We start from the raw sequence: 16,038 nt of genomic DNA, 5'->3' as shown, positions 1-16,038 counted from the left end.
ATTGCACCGATCGTCACGCCCCGTCCCCGGCGCACCGAACTGACGAGGTCAGGGCGCAGACAAGGTGCCTTCGGCCCCTGCGGTCATCCGCGTCGCCCGGGCGGGAATTTTCGATTTTGAACGACAGCATCCGGAAAGCTTGCTATGCCGCCGTCATGGCAAATCACAAATTCAAGGTCGGACAACTGGTCGCGCCCGCCGCTGCCGCGGCAAAGCCGGCGAGTTCCTCCACATACGAAATCGTCAGCCTTCTTCCCAGCGAAGGCCAGGAGCCGCGCTATCGCGTGAAGCGCTCGGGCTCACCGGAACGCGTCGTCGTCGAGTCCCAGCTGGTCTTCGTCGCCGATGCGCCCGTGAAGCCGCAACGGTCGAGCATTTCGATCTCGGGCTCGAAGAAATGACGGGAGCGCCGTCTTGGGGAAGGCCTGGAAGCGGTCGCTTCAGGCGCTCTCGATAGACGGCGCCATGCCGTTGCGCGTCTTCCGTGGGGAAGAGCACCGCAGCCGTCATGCGTAGCGCAGCTGCTGGCCGATGCCCATCGAGGCGGCCTTGACGAGGAAGGCGTGGCCGAGCGCGATATCCGAAAGCGACAGGCCGCGGTGCCAGAACAGGATGGTCTCGCCGTCGCTCTCGCGACCCGGCTTGAGGCCGGCGACGATCTGGCCGATTTCGGCATGCAGCGTCTTCTCGGAGAGCTTGCCGGCTTCGACATGGGCGCGCAGCGAGCCGAACTTGCCGGCCTTGCACTGCCCCCAATCGTCGACGACCATCTTGTCCATGATATCGGTCAGGCTCAGTTCGACCGCGCTCATCGTGCCGTAGGGGACGACCAGCGCGCCGGGCTTGATCCATTCGGTCTTCAGCATCGGTTCGGGAGCGCTCAGCCGTGAGGCCTCCACGACGATGTCGGCGCCCTCGACGCAGGAGCGCCAGTCCGGCGTCGCGACCACCGTCTTGCCGAGATCGCGGCTGAGGCGCTCGGCAAAGGCGTCGCGACTCTCCGGCCGGCGGGAATGGACCCGGATGGTGTCGAAGTCGAACAGCTTGTCGAGCAGGCGGACGTTCCAATAGGCGGTGCCGCGGGCCCCGATATGGGCGAGCGTCTTGGAATTCTTGCGGGCGAGATATTTGGCGCCCACCGCCGTCACCGCGCCGGTGCGCATGTCGGTGATGCCGCTGGCGTCCAGCACGGCGCGCGGCGTGCCGGTGCGCGGGTCGAACAGGTTGAGGATGCCGAATTCGGAGGGCAGGCCCTGTTTGTAATTGTCGACGAAGTCGCCGACCACCTTCACGCCGGCGGCGTCGATCTCGCCGCCGATCCAGCCGCGCAGCACGTTGAAATGCCCTTCGGCGCCGGCGCGCGGCTCGAGATGCACGCGCGGCTCGATCACCGTCTCGCCCCGCCCCTGCATGCCGAGGCTCGCCTCGATCGCATCCAGCATCTCCATGTCCGAGAGGGCGGCAGCCTCGATGTCGAGGCGGTTGAGATAGGTGATGTGGATCGGCTGCATGGGCGGGAAATCCTCTTCGATGTCGCCTCCGTGCTTTCCGGATTCCGCCGGCTTCCGCAAGGCCGCGCGACGCCCCCGCCGGATGGCGCCCTTCACATCTGCGTGCAGCCGGCGCCTCGTCTCTCTCCTGGTCTCAAACGAAAAACGCCGCGCCCTGGAGGGGAGGCGCGGCGTTCGTCCATTGCCGATGCGGTAGGGAAGAGGGGAAGCAAACCCTTGCCGGCAGGCAACAGATGGCGGTCAGGGCTCAATAGCGGCCCTTCTGGGCGTTGAGGAAGTCGCGGCCTTCGACGGCATTGGAGGAGAGGCCGAAATCGGGATCGGTCTGCTCGGAGCCGGAGAGGAAGTGGCGCGGCGCGGCATTGTCATGGCTGGTGGCGGTGATGGCCGGTGCGTTGCCGCCGACGATGACGCGGCCCTCGGGGCTGTTGGAAAGGGCGAAAGCCGAGGAGATCGACAGAGCGAGGGCGGCGGCGGTGAGGGAGGAGAGGAGAACGGTCTTCATGATGGCAGGTCCTTGGAAAAAGTCCTTCGGCATATCAGTCCGGCAAAGGGCATCGGTCGAAAGGGCTGGGGTGATGAAAAAGCGTGAGCGGTCGCTCGGGGTGGTCGGGAGGCGGTATCGGGCGGGGCCGGTCGGCCCCGTCGTCTCAGGCGGTGGGCTTATTCGCCGCCTTCGTCGTTGAGCCAGTGGCCGCCCTGCTGGACGGCATGGAATTCGCGGCCCTGGATGGCATTGGAGGAGAGGCCGAAGCTCTGGCTCGGGGTGCCGTCCTCGGAAGCGCGCTGGCCATAAACATGGCCGGAGAGGAAGCGGGCCTGGGGGGCGGCGGCGTCAGGGGCGGCGTAGCTGGTGACGGCCGGGGCTTCGCCGCCGATGATCACCTGGCCCTGCGGGCTGTTGGAGAAGGCGAAGGCGGAGGAAATCGACAGGGCCAGGCCCGCCGCAGCCAGGGTGGAAACAACAAGGGTCTTCATGGTCGTCGTCCTGAAAAGGATGCCGGCGGTCCGGCGATCCATCGTCTGGAAGAAAAGGCAGGAGGCTCGAGGCGGTCACGCAACGCAGCGTGCCGCCCGCTCCTGCCGGGCGGCGGGGCCGGCCTTGCGGCCTTGCGTCCCGTCCACCCACTTTACGGTCGCCCCCGCCGGCGTTCGATGCGGCGGAGACCGGCTCCCGAGGGAGCCGTCAGAGTCAGTAGCGGCCCTTCTGGGCAGCGAGGAAGTCACGGCCCTCGACGGCATTCGAGGAGAGGCCGAAATCGCTGTCGGCCTGCGCGGCGCCCGACAGGAAGTGGGCGGGGGCCGACTGGTGGCTGGTGACCGCCGGGACGTTGCCGCCGGTGATGACCTGGCCATCGGGGCTGTTGCTGAAAGCGAAGGCCGAGGAGATCGAGAGAGCCAGACCCGCGGCAGCCAGCGATGAAACAATGATCGTCTTCATGATTTTTGTCCTTGATGATCGGGCGGCAGTGCGTCGTCCGTTGAGGGAGGTTATAAGACGGTGCGTCTCACATGGCAATAGAAAACGAGACGCTTCGGATTGAAATAATTGTGATCAAGAGAAGAGTGACCGCCCCTTGCACAACCGCAACGGCTTCCTAAACGCCGCCCGACGCCTTGCAGGAATGCCGGGCCGACGCCTCGTTACATGGGATCGTTCCGACAGTTTCGCAAGGACAGCGACGCCAACCGCTTGAAAACACCGGAAAATCGGCCCTCCGGACCCACGCCCTCGCCCGGTCCTGCTGCCCGTGGCGGCACCTGGCGATGCACGCCACCTTCTCCTCGCGCAGGGCGCAGCGAGCCTGGCGCGCATCAATACGAGACATACGGTCTTCTATCCTTGCATCGCCGCCATGCACAATCGGCATGGTTCCGTCGATGGGCGCTCCACGCTTGACGATGATTGTACCGATCGGTACAAATCGATGACGGTATTTGATATGGAGAACACCAATGAGCGAGCCCCGACCGCCCTTCCCGCCCTTTACCCGCGAGACCGCCATTCCGAAGGTGCGCGCCGCCGAGGATGGCTGGAACAGCTGCGACCCGCAAAGGGTCTCGCTCGCCTATACGGCCGACAGCCGCTGGCGCAACCGCGCCGAGTTCCCCCAGGGCCGCGCGCAGATCGTCGAGTTCCTCACCCGCAAATGGCAGCGGGAACACGATTATCGGCTGATCAAGGAATTGTGGGCCTTCGACGGCGATCGCATCGCGGTGCGCTTCGCCTATGAGTGGCATGACGACGAAGGCCGATGGTATCGTTCCTACGGCAACGAGAACTGGCAGTTCGACGCCGACGGGCTGATGGCCTTGCGCCATGCCAGCATCAACGACCTGGCGATCGGCGCCGACGAGCGAAAGTTCCATTGGGATCGCTCCGGCCCGCGCCCCGCCGATCATCCGGGGCTCAGCGATCTCGGGCTGTGACGCCGCATGGCTCGGATGCCGCGTGAGCGAAGCGACATCCTTCCGGCCCTGACGGAGGTGTTCCGCACCCATGGCTACGAGGGGGCGAGCCTCACCTTGATCAGCCGGCACACCGGGCTGGGCAAGGGAAGCCTCTATCACTTCTTTCCCGGCGGAAAGGAGGAGATGGCCGCCGCCGTGCTCGACGGCATCGATGCCTGGTTCGAGAACAACATCTTCGAGCCGTTGCGGCGCGACGGCGATCCGGCCGGCGCGATCGAGGCGATGTTCGCCGAGACGGACCGCTATTTCCGTTCCGGCGAACGGGTCTGCATCGTCGGCGTGTTCGCGCTGGGCGACGTGCGCGACCGGTTCGCCGTGCGCATCAACGCCTATTTCGTCGCCTGGCGCGATGCGCTGGCCGCCGCCCTCCTGCGCTCGGGGCGGGGCGAGGCCGTGGCCCGGGACCTGGCGGAGGAGGTCGTCGCCGGCATCCAGGGCGCGCTGGTCGCGGCGCGCGCCTTCGGCGATCCCGATCTTTTCCGCCGCCGGCTGGCGCGGATGCGGCGCCTGGTCGCAGCTTCCTGAGAGGGCGCGCCTGCGGGCGCCTCAGATCCTGTCGCGCAGGGCGAAATAGCTCATGGCTGCGACGAGGGTCGGCCAGCGCAGAAGCCGCCCACCGGGAAAGGCGGGCGTCGAGAGAGCCGCGAGACGGTCGAACTCGCCGAGGACGGAGGCCGTGGCATCGGCGAGGACCTTGCCGAAATAGGGCGCGAGCATCACGCCCTGCCCCGAATAACCGGAGGCGGTCAGCACGTTCGGCGCGAGGCGCCGCACGAAGGGCAGGCGCGTGGTGGTGATGCCGAGCGTGCCGCCCCAGGCATAGTCGATGCGGCGGCCGGCAAGCTGGGGGAAGACCTTCAGCATGCGCTTGCGCACGAAGCCCTTCATGTCGGAGGGAAATCCGTTCCGGTAATTCTCGCCTCCCCCGAAGAGGAGGCGCCTGTCCGCGGAAAGCCGGTAATAATTGACGACGAAGCGGCTGTCCGCGACCGCGACGTCGTCGCGGATCAGCGCCTTCGCCTCCTCCGGCGAAAACGGCTCGGTCGCCAGGATGAAATTGTTGATCGGCATGACCCGCGCCTCGGTATAGGCATCGAGGCCGGAGAGATAGCCGTCGCCGGCGAGGATCAGCCAGTCGGCGGCGATGCTGCCCCTGGCGGTGCGCACGGTCGCCTTGCCGCCTTCGGCCGTATAGCTCAGCGCGCGGGAACGCTCGAACACGCGGGCGCCGCTCGCCAGGGCGGCCCTCGCCATCCCCAGGGCGAAATTGAGGGGATGGAGGTGGCCGCCGTCATGGTCGAGGAAGCCGCCATAATAGCCGGTAGCCCCGAGCATGGCCTGCAATTCCTCCCGGCCGACGGCCTCGGCCTGGTCATAGCCGTAGACGGTGCGCAGCTTTTCCGCATAAGCGCGCGAGAGGGCCACGAAATGCGGCTTGTGGTCGGCGACCAGCATACCGCGCTTGTAGTCGCACGCGATCGTCTCCTCGGCGATCAGGCGCTTGAGATGGGCCTTGGCATCTTCGGCCATGCGCCAGAGCGCCTTGGCGCCGTCGAGGCCGACGGCATGCTCCAGATAGTCCTGATCGCGCCGCTGGCCGGAATGGATCTGCCCGCCATTGCGGCCCGATGCTCCCGAGCCGATCTCCGCAGCCTCGAGCACGGCCACCGAAAGCCCGCGCCGGGCGAGCGCAAGGGCGGCGCCGAGGCCGGTATAGCCGGCCCCGACGATGCACACATCCGCGCGGTGCCCGCCCTCCAGGACGGGTTGGGCCGGCAAAGCGCGGGCCGTCGCCGTGTAGTAGGACTCGGCCGGATGGCCGGTGTTCTCAACCATGATGTCGCGCCGGCTCGCCGCCCCTCACACGTTGAGCAGGAGATGCTCCCGCTCCCACGGGCTGATCACCCGCATGAAGGTCTCGTATTCCTGCTTCTTGATCGCGCTGAAGGCGGTGACGAAGGACGATCCGAGGATCTGCTTGACCGGCTCGCTGTCCTCGAGTTCGGCGACGGCCTCCAGCAGCCCGCGCGGCAGTTCATAGTCCCTGTTCTTGGCGTCCGTCTCGATCGGCGACGTCGCCTCGAGTTCTTCAGTCATGCCGAGATACCCCGCCGCCAGGACCGCGGCGATGGCGAGATAAGGGTTGGCGTCGGACGACGGCACGCGGTTTTCGACGCGGCGCGCCTCCGGGCCGGACGGCGGCACGCGCAGGCCGGCGGTGCGGTTGTCGTAGCCCCATTGCACGTTGATCGGCGCCATGCTGTCGCGGGTGAGGCGGCGATAGGAATTCACATAGGGCGCGAGCATGCACATGATGGCCGGCAGATATTTCTGCTGCCCGGCGAGGAAGGAGAAGAACAGCGGCGTCGGCGCGCCCGTATCCGGATCGGAGAAGATGTTGTTCCCCGTCTCGGCATCGACGATCGACTGGTGGATATGCAGGGCCGAGCCGGGTTCGCCGGCGATCGGCTTGGCCATGAAGGTCGCATAGATCTTGTGCTGGAGAGAGGCCTCGCGGATCGTCCGCTTGAACAGGAAGACCTGGTCGGCCAGTTCCAGCGGATCGCCGTGCCGCAGGTTGATCTCCATCTGGGCGGCGCCGTCCTCATGGATCAGCGTGTCGATCTCCAGGCCCTGCTGCTCGGAATATTTGTAGATGTCCTCGAACAGGGCGTCGAACTCGTTCACCGCCGAGATGGAATAGCCCTGGCGCCCGATCTCGGGCCGGCCGGAGCGGCCGACCGGCGGCTTCAGCGGATAGTCCGCATCGGTGTTGGGCTCGACCAGATAGAACTCGATCTCCGGCGCCACCACGGGCAGCCAGCCCTTCTTGCGATAGAAGTCGCGGACGCGCCGCAGCACCTGCCGCGGGGCCTGCTCCACCGGCCTGCCGTCGCGGGTCACGGCGTCATGGATCACCTGCGCCGTCGGGTCCATCGCCCAGGGCACCGAGGTCAGCGTTCCCCAGTCGGGCTGCATGAACATGTCGGTGTCGGCCTCGACCGCGTCGACCAGGCCCTCATAGGCGGGATATTCGCCGGTGATGCACTGGTAGAAGATCGACAGCGGCAGGTTCATCACCGGCGACTTCAGGAATTTCGACACCGGCATGATCTTGCCGCGGGCGACGCCGCCCTGGTCGGGGACCAGGCATTCGATCTCCTCGATCGTGCGGGCGCCGAACCATTCCTTGGCGCGCTCCACGCCGGAAATCCCGCGCGCCGACGCGACGTCGCGATCGGCCGGCTCGGACTTTTCCGGCTTGTCCGTTTTCTTTTTTCTGCTCATCGTCGCACACATGCGGCTTCCCCCCGCTCGACGCAGGATGGCGACCCGAAACATGCGCCGGCAACCTGTTCGACGGCCATCGCGGGGATGACCATCGCGCGACCGGCCTCCGGTTCGGGTCCTTGGTTCAGGACGGCGGAGGCGCACGCGCTGCACGCCTGGAGAAGACGCGCAAAAGAGGCATCGGCGAACCGACGCTTGCGCACACTGCCTTCAGCCGCGCGGAAATGTCAAATCGGTTCGCGGCTGCCTGCGTCACACCTTTGACATTGTGCCGGCAAAACAGCTGCCCAAAATACTTGCCGAGGATTCGCCGGTACATGCGATTCCACTGTAGACCGCAGCAAACATACCGGTTTAGGCTGGACGCAAGAGCAACGGCCGGCTGGGGTGTCATGAGTGGGACAGAGGGGGTCGGCGTCTCGGCGCCGGTGAAGTCGCAAAAGGCGATCGGCGGCGTCCGCCGGAAATTCCAGCCATGGAACGATCCGAACGCCATCCCTCTGATACGATTCGAAAACGTGACGAAGCGGTTCGGCGATTTCGTCGCGGTCAACGACGTCTCCCTCGACATTCACGAGCGCGAATTCTTCTCCCTGCTCGGCCCGTCCGGCTGCGGCAAGACGACGTTGATGCGCATGCTCGCCGGCTTCGAGGAGCCGACATCGGGCCGCATCACCCTCGGAGGCAAGGATCTCGCCGGCGTGCCGCCCTATGAGCGGCCGACCAACATGATGTTCCAGTCCTACGCGCTGTTCCCCCATATGACGGTGGCGGACAACATCGCCTTCGGCCTGAAGATGGACGGCATGCCGAAGGCGCAAATCGGCGAGCGCGTCGCCCAGATGCTCAAGCTCGTGAAGCTCGAGCAGTTCTCCGCGCGCAAGCCCCATCAGCTCTCCGGCGGCCAGCGCCAACGCGTGGCGCTCGCCCGCGCCGTCGCCAAGCAGCCCAAGGTCCTGCTGCTGGACGAGCCGCTCGGCGCCCTCGACAAGAAGCTGCGCGAGGAGACCCAGTTCGAACTGATGGATATCCAGGTCGAGCTCGGCATCACCTTCGTCATCGTCACGCACGACCAGGAAGAGGCGATGACGATGTCCGACCGCATCGCCGTCATGGACCACGGCAAGCTGATCCAGGTGGCCACGCCCGGGGAGATCTACGAGCAGCCCAACTCCAAATACGTCGCCGATTTCATCGGCAACATCAACATCTTCGAGGGCAAGGTCGCCGAGCGCGCAGGCAGCACCGTCTCCATCGCCTCCGCCGCCACCGGGCGGACCTTCACGGTCGAAAGCAACGAGCGGGTCAGCGTCGGGCAGACGGCCTATCTCGCCGTCAGGCCGGAAAAGATGCGCATCTCGTTCGATGCGCCGGCGACCGACATCAACGCGCTCGGCGGCGAGGTCTTCGACATCGGCTATCTCGGCGACTGGACCAATTACGTCGTCGACATCCCCGGGCTCGACAAGCGCATCCGCGTCAGCACCGCCAATATGAGCCGCTTCGTCGAGCGGCCGATCAGCTGGGAAGACAAGGTCCATGTCAGCTTCGCGCCGGATGCCGGCGTGCTCTTGACGAAATAGGAGACGCGCATGGCATCCCCCTCCAGGAAGGGCCTGTTTTCGGGCCGCACCCTGCTGATCGCCGTCCCCTATCTCTGGCTGCTGGCCTTCTTCGCCGTCCCCTTCCTGCTCGTCTTCAAGATTTCCCTCAGCGAGACCGCCCTCGGCATCCCACCCTATCTGCCGCAGTTCAATTTCGACGGCACCTGGCAGAGCGTGACGGACTTCTTCTCCGGGCTGAGCCTCGACAATTACTCCGCCATCTTCAACATCTGGGGCGAGGACGGCGACCCGCTCTACATCAAGTCCTACTTCTCCAGCATCGTCATCGCCTCGGTGTCGACGGTCCTGCTGCTGCTCACCGGCTACCCCATCGCCTACGGCATGGCCCGCGCGCCCAAGACCCTGCGCCCGACCCTGCTGATGCTGGTGATCCTGCCGTTCTGGACCTCGTTCCTGATCCGGGTCTACGCCTGGATCGGCATCCTCAAGCCGGAAGGACTGCTCAACCTCGCCCTTTCCAAGATCGGCCTCGTGGACATGGCCCACCCGCTGGAGATCCTCAACACGGATTGGGCGATCTTCATCGGTATCGTCTATTCCTATCTGCCCTTCATGATCCTGCCGCTCTATTCGACGCTGGAGAAGCTGGACCTGACCCTGCTGGAGGCCGCAGCCGATCTCGGCTGCAAGCCGATCCGGGCCTTTTGGATGGTCACCTTCCCGCTGTCTTTGCCGGGGGTGATCGCCGGCTGCATGCTGTGCTTCATCCCCGCCGTCGGCGAATTCGTGATCCCGGACCTGCTCGGCGGCTCCTCCACCCTGATGATCGGCAAGTCGATGTGGGACCTGTTCTTCTCCAACCGCGACTGGCCGGCCGCATCCGCGGTCGCCGTGATCCTGCTGATCGTCCTGGTGGTGCCGATCACCTATTACCAGCACATCCAGGCCAAGCAGTTGGAGGCCGGACGATGAAAAAGGGCGCTTCCCTGTTCAACGTGACGTCCGTCGCGCTCGGCCTCGCCTTCCTCTATCTGCCGATCCTGATCCTCGTCATCTATTCCTTCAACGATTCGCGGATGGTGACGGTCTGGGGCGGCTGGTCGACCCGGTGGTACGCCATCCTCTTCCGCGACCAGCCCTTCATCGATGCGGCCTGGATCACCCTGCGCGTCGGCGCCATGTCGGCCACGATCGCCACGGTGACCGGCACCCTCGCCGCCATCGTGCTCGTGCGCGCCGGCCGGTTTCGGGGCCGGATGGCGTTTTCGGCCATGGTCTACGCGCCGCTGGTGATGCCCGAGATCATCATCGGGCTTTCGCTGCTGTTGTTCTTCATCGCGCTCGGCGTCGACCGCGGCTTCTGGACCATCACGCTCGCCCATGTGACGCTGACGATGTGCTTCGTCGCCGTGGTGGTGCAGTCGCGCCTCGTCACCTTCGACCGCTCGATCGAGGAGGCGGCGCTCGATCTCGGCTGCCGCCCCTTCAAGGCCTTCTTCCTGATCACGCTGCCGATCATCGCACCCGCCGTCATCTCGGGCTGGATGCTCGCCTTCACCCTCTCGCTGGACGACCTCGTCATCGCCAGCTTCACCACCGGCCCCGGCGCCAATACGCTGCCGATGAGGATCTATTCGCAGGTGCGCCTCGGCGTGACGCCCGAGATCAACGCCGCCTGCACGTTGATGCTCACCGTCGTGGCGGTCGGCGTGGTGATCGCCTCGATCTTCACCCGGCGGGCCGAGGTCGAGCGCGAACGCGCCGAGCGCCTCGCGGCCCAGGGGTAGAGGCACGCGCCCGGGGGCATCAGCCCCCGGCCGCGCGGCGAAGGCAGCGCAGCGCTCGAACGCAGACCCGGGGAAAGTCCGGCGGCCCGCCTGTCCTATGGGGTGGTGGCGGCAGCCGGAATGGGCGCTACGCTGCCCGAAGCGTCCTGCCCAGGCTGGACATAATCGTGGAAGAGTGGCGCCGCGGCGCCCGAGCGGCGGAGCAGCGCGTTGGTGTCAGGCTCCACCAGCGGCCCGTCCCACTCGCCATGGACGCGGAACGGCAGCTTGAACGGCTCGGCTCCGTCGCCGTCGGCCCAGTTCGCGATTCCCGCCATGTCGAGGCTGCGCGACGCGATATTGCTGTTGCCGGCCAGTTGCACGGAGAGATTGCCGTTGTCGAGGTCGCAATCCCGGGTATTGGCGACGCCGCCGGTGATCTTGAAGCTGGCATGCGCCTTCTCGAAGGCGGTGCGCCCGCCATAGGAGGATTCGAACCGCGCCGACAACGGCCGCTTCTCGATCTTGTGCATCAGGTCGGGCAGGTCGATCCCGATGAGGGCGCCGTCAGCCACCGTGATCGTCGCCTGGCCCTGCATGGACCGCGAGAGATCGGCGACGGAGGCGCCGCTGGCGGAGATGACGAAGGTTCCCGAGCCGGTGCCGTCCAGCTTGTGGAAGCCGATGAAATCGCCCAGCGCCTTGCCGAGTTCCACCGCCTCGAAATTACCGGAGGCCGCAAATTCGGTTCCGCCGTCATCGGCCTTCAGCGTGACGCGCCCCTTGAGGGTGCCGCCATAGGTCAGCGCCTCGCCGAGGGCAATGTCGAGCAGCCCGTCATGGGTGGAGACGGCAGCCGCGGTCCGTCCGAAATGCACCTTGCCGACGATCATCTCGCCCGCCGAAATCCGCAGGTCGAGATCGCTCACCACCAATCCCTTGAGGTTGATGCGGTCCGAGCGCCAGCGCCTCGGCAGGCCGGTGGCCAGCTGCACTTCGCTCGAATAGGGCGTGAGGTCGAGCGTGTCCGCGGCCAGCGTACCGCTGATCTTCGGACGCGGCTCCGCCAATTGCACAGTCATCGACCCTTCGGCCTCGTTGCCGTCGAGTTCGAGCTGGACGTCGCTGAGGGCGATGCCGTTCGCATCGATGGAAATCGGCGACTGCACGTTGAAGGCGGCCAGACTGTGTCCTTCGGGAAGATCGAGCCCGAGCCAGCGCAGGGCCTCGCGCAGCGACTTGCCGCCCGCCGCCAGCCTGCCGTCGAACTTGCCGCCGCCGGACAGGTTGCCGCTCGCGTTCAGATTGAGCATGTCGCCCCGCATCTTCAGGCGCAGGTCGGACTGGCCGCCGGAAATCAGCGCCGAAGGATCCGCGATCGAGATGGAGACATCGGTGCTGCGGTGGCGCCAGTCCACGACGCCGCTCACCGACATCGCATCGGCGAGGCTGGACCAGTTGACGGTGGCATCCCGCAGCGTGACCACCGTCGATTTGCCGCTGATCGCATCGGAATAGGCCACCGTGCCGTTGATCAGGCGCATCGACTTGACCGGCAGCGCCTCCTCGCTGTGGCCCGCAGCCGCATCGGCGAGGACACCGGTCTTGAAATCCCAGGAATGGCGCCCGTCCTTGGTGGCGACGAGGGCGAAGCGCGGCGTCTCCAACGCCAGGCTCGACACGTCGATCCGGCCGGCCAGCAGCGAGGACAGCCGAAGCGTGCCTTCGATGCTGTCCGCCTGCAGCAGAGGCGGCATGCCGTCGAGGCCGGGTATGGTGATGTTCTCGACCGTGACGGCCGGCAGCGGTGCGAGCGAAAGGCGCACCCGCCCGGCAATCACGGGCTCGCGCCCTGTCAGTGCCACGATTTCACGCCTGACCGCCTCGCGCACGGCATGCTCGGGTATCAGCCATGGCAGAATGAGGACCGCAGCGGCGAGCGCGGCAGCGACGGCGGCAAAACCCAGCCCAATACGCCTCATGCGGGATCCGCGCCTCGCTCGATCAAAGTTTGCTGCCCGGGACGCACGCTGCAGACGGACGGGGGCTGAATCACAAACATATGCCGCTATAAATGGCAGGCCATCGTGGTAAAAGCGAGGCCGCGCCGGTGAATAGCATTTTGTGACGGTCTGTGAATACCGCCCTGCGGTTTTTGTCAACAGTTTGTCCTGCCATATTTCCGCCGCGCCGGGATTTCATGGCTCGTCCGCCCCTCCTTCGCACCTTTCCGCGCCGCCCCGCGCTCCGACGGGGGCATTCCGAGCCGGAACGCGAGCGGCCGGGCGCGACATCGCCGCCACGTCGACAGAAGGGAAGAACCGATGAAGAAGGGCACGACGCGCCGCCTCACCGTCGTGGACATGCACACGGCCGGCGAGCCGGTGCGCATCGTCACGGGCGGCTATCCCGACCTGTCCGGCACGACGATCCTCGACAAGCGGCGCGAAGCGCGGGCGCTGCATGACGAGCTCCGCCGCGCGCTGATGCTGGAGCCGCGCGGCCATGCTGGCATGTACGGCGTCATCCCGGTCCCTCCCCATTTGCCGGGCGCCGACTTCGCCGCCCTCTTCACCCATCACGAGGGCTACAGCACCATGTGCGGCCATGCCACGATCGCCATCGGCCGATGGCTGGTCGAGAGCGGCCAGGTGCCGGCAGCCGGGCCGGAGGTCTCCTTCGCCCTGGAGCTGCCTTGCGGCTTGGTCGGCGTGCATTGCCGCGTCGAGGACGGCCGCGTGATCGAGACCGCCTTCGAGAGCGTGCCGGCCTTCCTCAGCCGGCGCGCGGTATCGTTCGACGTCCCGGATATCGGAACGGTCACCTGCGACATCGCCTTCGGCGGCGCCTTCTACGCGATCCTGCCTTCCTCGCATGTCGGCCTCGATTTCTTCGCCACGCCGCTGCCCGTGCTGGCCGCCGCGGGCACCGCCATCACCGCGGCCGGACGGCGGGCGCTCGACATCGTCCATCCCGATGCCGCCGATCTCGGCTTTCTCTACGGCACGATCCTCACCGACGACGCGCCGCCGCCGGAGCCGAGCTACAATCTGTGCATCTTCGCCGAGGGCCAGATCGACCGCAGCCCGACCGGCAGCGGCGTCACGGCGCGCATGGCGCGGGATTGGGCGCGCGGGCTGATCGGGAAAGGCGCCGAGCGTCTCTTCCTCGGACCGACCGGCATCGGCTTCCGGGCCACCCTGTCCGGCGAGGCCGAAGGCCCGGACGGCCCCGCCATCCGCGTCCGCGTCGCCGGCTCCTCGGCCTTTTGCGGCACGGCGACCTTCGACATCGATCCCGACGATCCGCTCGGCTGCGGCTTCGTCCTGCCCGAAACCTATGGCGCGCTTCGAAAAGGGACGGTCGAGGGGAAATGATGCCGCATGCTCCCCGACCGCGAATCAGCCCTTTTGCAGAATCCGATTTCGTCCTACCCCTTCCCCATGCCAGCGGCAGACATCGCCAAGGATCCAGCATGTCCTCTTCCGAACAGCCCCTTTGGTCCCCCTCCCCCGAGCGGGTGGCAGGCACGCAGATCATGGCCTTCGTCGCGGCAGCCAATGCGCGGCACGGCCTGTCCCTGGGAAATTTCCGCGACCTGCATCGCTGGTCGGTCGAACACGCGCCCGATTTCTGGAACCTGGCCTGGGACGAATTCGGCGTGAGGGGCGAGAAGGGCAGCCGCCTCGCCGCCGATCTCGACCGCATGCCCGGCGCGCGGTTCTTTCCAGACGCGACGCTCAATTTCGCCGAGAACCTGCTGCCGCGGCGCGACGAGGCGCCGGCCCTCGTCTTCCAGGGCGAGGACAAGGCGAGCCTCACGCTGAGCTGGCGCGAACTGCACGACCTCGTCTCCCGACTCCAGCAGGCGATGCGCGCGGCCGGCGTCGGGCCGGGCGACCGCGTCGCCGCCATGATGCCGAACCGGCCGGAGACCATCGCCATCATGCTGGCGGCCGCCTCGATCGGCGCGATCTTCTCGTCCTGCTCGCCCGATTTCGGCGAGCGCGGCGTGCTCGACCGCTTCGGGCAGATCGGGCCCAGCCTGTTCTTCGCCGTCGACGGCTACTGGTATGCGGGAAAATGCATCGACAATGGCGAGAAGATCACCGCGATCGCCCCGCAGATGGCGGCCAGGACGATCGTGGTGCCCTATCTCGGCGAAGCTGCCGCGATCGCCGCAAGGGTGGCGGGCGGGCAGAGCCTCGACGCCTTCCTCGCGCCCTTCGAGGCGGCGCCCGTCGACTTCGCGCCCATGCCGTTCAACCATCCCCTGTTCATCCTCTATTCCTCCGGCACGACGGGCGTGCCCAAATGCATCGTGCACGGAGCCGGCGGCACCCTGCTGCAGCTCGTCAAGGAACACCGGCTCCATTGCGACCTGCGGCCGGGAGACCGCAGCTTCTATTTCACCACCTGCGGCTGGATGATGTGGAACTGGCTGGTCGCCGGCCTCGCCAATGGCGAGACCCTGCTGCTGTTCGACGGCTCCCCCTTCCACCCGGCGCCGACCGTGCTGTTCGATTTCGCGGCGCGCGAACGGGCGGCCCTGTTCGGCACCTCGGCCAAATATATCGATGCCGCCCGCAAGGCCGGGCTGACGCCGCGCCTGACGCACGACCTCTCCGCCCTCCGCCTCATGACCTCGACCGGATCGCCGCTCTCGCCCGAGGGCTTCGGCTGGGTGTACGAGGCGGTGAAGGAGGATCTGCATCTCGCCTCGATTTCGGGCGGCACCGACATCGTGTCCTGCTTCGTGCTGGGCGACCCGACGAGCCCGGTCTGGTCCGGCGAAATCCAGGCCCCCGGCCTCGGCATGGCGGTCGATGTGTGGAACGACGAAGGCCGGCCGGTGCGCATGGAGAAGGGCGAACTCGTCTGCATCCGCCCCTTCCCCTCGATGCCCGTGATGTTCTGGAACGATCCCGACGGCGCCAAATACCGCGCCGCCTATTTCGAGCGCTTCGACAATGTCTGGCACCATGGCGATTTCGCCGAATGGACCACGCATGGCGGCCTGATCATCCATGGCCGGTCGGACGCCACCCTCAATCCCGGCGGCGTCCGCATCGGCACGGCCGAGCTCTACGCCCAGGTCGAGAAGATCCCGGAGGTGCTGGAAGCCATCGCCATCGGCCAGGATTGGGACGGCGACGTCCGCATCGTGCTGTTCGTGCGCCTTCGCGAGGAGACCGCCCTCGACGCCGCCCTGGCCGACCGCATCAAGCGCCAGATCCGCAGCGGCGCGTCGCCGCGCCACGTGCCCGCGAAGATCCTGCAGGTCTCCGACATTCCGCGCACCAAATCGGGCAAGATCACCGAGCTTGCGGTCAGGGACGTGGTGGCGGGGCGCAGCGTGAAGAACCAGGAAGCGCTGGCCAATCCGGAGGCGCTCGCGCTCTATCGCGACCTTCCCGAACTGAAGGGGTGAGC

15 protein-coding genes are annotated in these 16,038 nt (G+C 66.6%); 8 read left to right on the top strand and 7 right to left on the bottom strand.

Annotated features, from left to right (window positions below; genetic code table 11):
* Positions 1-116 precede the first annotated feature (116 nt).
* The gene (locus J3R73_RS12510) at positions 117-401 is read left to right on the top strand and encodes a hypothetical protein (protein WP_307427063.1); all 285 of its coding nucleotides are present in this window, start codon (positions 117-119) and stop codon (positions 399-401) included.
* 105 nt (positions 402-506) lie between these two features.
* Here J3R73_RS12510 and J3R73_RS12505 read toward each other — a convergent pair whose 3' ends face one another.
* From J3R73_RS12505 to J3R73_RS12490, 4 genes are all read right to left on the bottom strand, one after another.
* A complete protein-coding gene (locus J3R73_RS12505; protein WP_307427060.1) occupies positions 507-1,511 on the bottom strand; it encodes an ornithine cyclodeaminase family protein in 1,005 nt (334 codons plus the stop codon).
* 247 nt (positions 1,512-1,758) lie between these two features.
* The gene (locus tag J3R73_RS12500; protein ID WP_307427058.1) at positions 1,759-2,016 is read right to left on the bottom strand and encodes a hypothetical protein; all 258 of its coding nucleotides are present in this window, start codon (positions 2,014-2,016) and stop codon (positions 1,759-1,761) included.
* 158 nt (positions 2,017-2,174) lie between these two features.
* Complete coding sequence (locus tag J3R73_RS12495) at positions 2,175-2,489, bottom strand: hypothetical protein (RefSeq protein ID WP_307427055.1); 315 nt, start codon at positions 2,487-2,489, stop codon at positions 2,175-2,177.
* A gap of 214 nt (positions 2,490-2,703) precedes the next feature.
* Complete coding sequence (locus tag J3R73_RS12490; RefSeq protein ID WP_307427054.1) at positions 2,704-2,952, bottom strand: hypothetical protein; 249 nt, start codon at positions 2,950-2,952, stop codon at positions 2,704-2,706.
* Between the two features lie 515 nt (positions 2,953-3,467).
* On the opposite strand from J3R73_RS12490, the gene J3R73_RS12485 reads away from it, so the two are divergent.
* The gene (locus J3R73_RS12485; RefSeq protein ID WP_307427052.1) at positions 3,468-3,941 is read left to right on the top strand and encodes a nuclear transport factor 2 family protein; all 474 of its coding nucleotides are present in this window, start codon (positions 3,468-3,470) and stop codon (positions 3,939-3,941) included.
* A gap of 6 nt (positions 3,942-3,947) precedes the next feature.
* Positions 3,948-4,508: a TetR/AcrR family transcriptional regulator gene (locus J3R73_RS12480; RefSeq protein WP_307427050.1), complete on the top strand. Its 561-nt coding sequence runs from the start codon at positions 3,948-3,950 to the stop codon at positions 4,506-4,508.
* 21 nt (positions 4,509-4,529) lie between these two features.
* On the opposite strand, the gene J3R73_RS12475 is transcribed toward J3R73_RS12480, so the two are convergent.
* On the bottom strand, positions 4,530-5,819 hold the full coding sequence (locus J3R73_RS12475; RefSeq protein WP_307427047.1) for an NAD(P)/FAD-dependent oxidoreductase: 1,290 nt from the start codon (positions 5,817-5,819) through the stop codon (positions 4,530-4,532).
* 24 nt (positions 5,820-5,843) lie between these two features.
* Positions 5,844-7,271 carry a glutamine synthetase family protein gene (locus J3R73_RS12470; RefSeq protein WP_307427045.1) on the bottom strand — a complete coding sequence of 476 codons (1,428 nt, stop codon included), beginning with the start codon at positions 7,269-7,271 and terminating at the stop codon, positions 5,844-5,846.
* A 395-nt stretch (positions 7,272-7,666) separates the two neighbouring features.
* Here J3R73_RS12470 and J3R73_RS12465 point away from each other — a divergent pair, with 395 nt between their 5' ends.
* From J3R73_RS12465 to J3R73_RS12455, 3 genes are read left to right on the top strand one after another with little or no spacing between them, the layout of a single operon-like run.
* Positions 7,667-8,857 (top strand): ABC transporter ATP-binding protein, encoded by a 1,191-nt coding sequence (locus J3R73_RS12465; RefSeq protein ID WP_307427042.1) that lies wholly within the window; start codon positions 7,667-7,669, stop codon positions 8,855-8,857.
* Positions 8,858-8,866: 9 nt separating this feature from the next.
* Entirely contained in the window at positions 8,867-9,811 is a 945-nt protein-coding gene (locus J3R73_RS12460) for an ABC transporter permease (RefSeq protein ID WP_307427040.1), read from the top strand.
* Positions 9,808-10,626: an ABC transporter permease subunit gene (locus tag J3R73_RS12455; RefSeq protein ID WP_307427038.1), complete on the top strand. Its 819-nt coding sequence runs from the start codon at positions 9,808-9,810 to the stop codon at positions 10,624-10,626. Before J3R73_RS12460 ends, J3R73_RS12455 begins: the two co-directional genes overlap by 4 nt.
* Positions 10,627-10,721: 95 nt before the next feature.
* On the opposite strand, the gene J3R73_RS12450 is transcribed toward J3R73_RS12455, so the two are convergent.
* Positions 10,722-12,587 (bottom strand): AsmA family protein, encoded by a 1,866-nt coding sequence (locus J3R73_RS12450; protein WP_307427034.1) that lies wholly within the window; start codon positions 12,585-12,587, stop codon positions 10,722-10,724.
* Positions 12,588-12,929: 342 nt separating this feature from the next.
* Between J3R73_RS12450 and J3R73_RS12445 the strand changes: the two genes are divergently transcribed.
* Both J3R73_RS12445 and J3R73_RS12440 read left to right on the top strand, forming a co-directional pair.
* On the top strand, positions 12,930-13,982 hold the full coding sequence (locus tag J3R73_RS12445) for a proline racemase family protein (RefSeq protein ID WP_307427031.1): 1,053 nt from the start codon (positions 12,930-12,932) through the stop codon (positions 13,980-13,982).
* A 98-nt stretch (positions 13,983-14,080) separates the two neighbouring features.
* Positions 14,081-16,036: an acetoacetate--CoA ligase gene (locus J3R73_RS12440; RefSeq protein ID WP_307427029.1), complete on the top strand. Its 1,956-nt coding sequence runs from the start codon at positions 14,081-14,083 to the stop codon at positions 16,034-16,036.
* Positions 16,037-16,038: the final 2 nt, after the last annotated feature.

The organism is Labrys monachus, from assembly GCF_030814655.1.
GTDB classification, from domain to species: domain Bacteria; phylum Pseudomonadota; class Alphaproteobacteria; order Rhizobiales; family Labraceae; genus Labrys; species Labrys monacha.
This window is presented reverse-complemented; position numbering and strand designations above follow the sequence as displayed.

Excerpts from the sequence above, each read along its gene's own strand:
- J3R73_RS12445 (WP_307427031.1), top strand. The coding sequence starts at position 12,930 with ATGAAGAAGGGCACGACGCGCCGCCTCACCGTCGTGGACATGCACACG.
- J3R73_RS12455 (WP_307427038.1), top strand. The coding sequence starts at position 9,808 with ATGAAAAAGGGCGCTTCCCTGTTCAACGTGACGTCCGTCGCGCTCGGC.
- J3R73_RS12485 (WP_307427052.1), top strand. The coding sequence starts at position 3,468 with ATGAGCGAGCCCCGACCGCCCTTCCCGCCCTTTACCCGCGAGACCGCC.
- J3R73_RS12500 (WP_307427058.1), bottom strand. The coding sequence starts at position 2,016 with ATGAAGACCGTTCTCCTCTCCTCCCTCACCGCCGCCGCCCTCGCTCTG.
- J3R73_RS12440 (WP_307427029.1), top strand. The coding sequence starts at position 14,081 with ATGTCCTCTTCCGAACAGCCCCTTTGGTCCCCCTCCCCCGAGCGGGTG.
- J3R73_RS12460 (WP_307427040.1), top strand. The coding sequence starts at position 8,867 with ATGGCATCCCCCTCCAGGAAGGGCCTGTTTTCGGGCCGCACCCTGCTG.
- J3R73_RS12505 (WP_307427060.1), bottom strand. The coding sequence starts at position 1,511 with ATGCAGCCGATCCACATCACCTATCTCAACCGCCTCGACATCGAGGCT.
- J3R73_RS12470 (WP_307427045.1), bottom strand. The coding sequence starts at position 7,271 with ATGAGCAGAAAAAAGAAAACGGACAAGCCGGAAAAGTCCGAGCCGGCC.
- J3R73_RS12480 (WP_307427050.1), top strand. The coding sequence starts at position 3,948 with ATGGCTCGGATGCCGCGTGAGCGAAGCGACATCCTTCCGGCCCTGACG.
- J3R73_RS12475 (WP_307427047.1), bottom strand. The coding sequence starts at position 5,819 with ATGGTTGAGAACACCGGCCATCCGGCCGAGTCCTACTACACGGCGACG.
- J3R73_RS12465 (WP_307427042.1), top strand. The coding sequence starts at position 7,667 with ATGAGTGGGACAGAGGGGGTCGGCGTCTCGGCGCCGGTGAAGTCGCAA.
- J3R73_RS12495 (WP_307427055.1), bottom strand. The coding sequence starts at position 2,489 with ATGAAGACCCTTGTTGTTTCCACCCTGGCTGCGGCGGGCCTGGCCCTG.
- J3R73_RS12450 (WP_307427034.1), bottom strand. The coding sequence starts at position 12,587 with ATGAGGCGTATTGGGCTGGGTTTTGCCGCCGTCGCTGCCGCGCTCGCC.
- J3R73_RS12490 (WP_307427054.1), bottom strand. The coding sequence starts at position 2,952 with ATGAAGACGATCATTGTTTCATCGCTGGCTGCCGCGGGTCTGGCTCTC.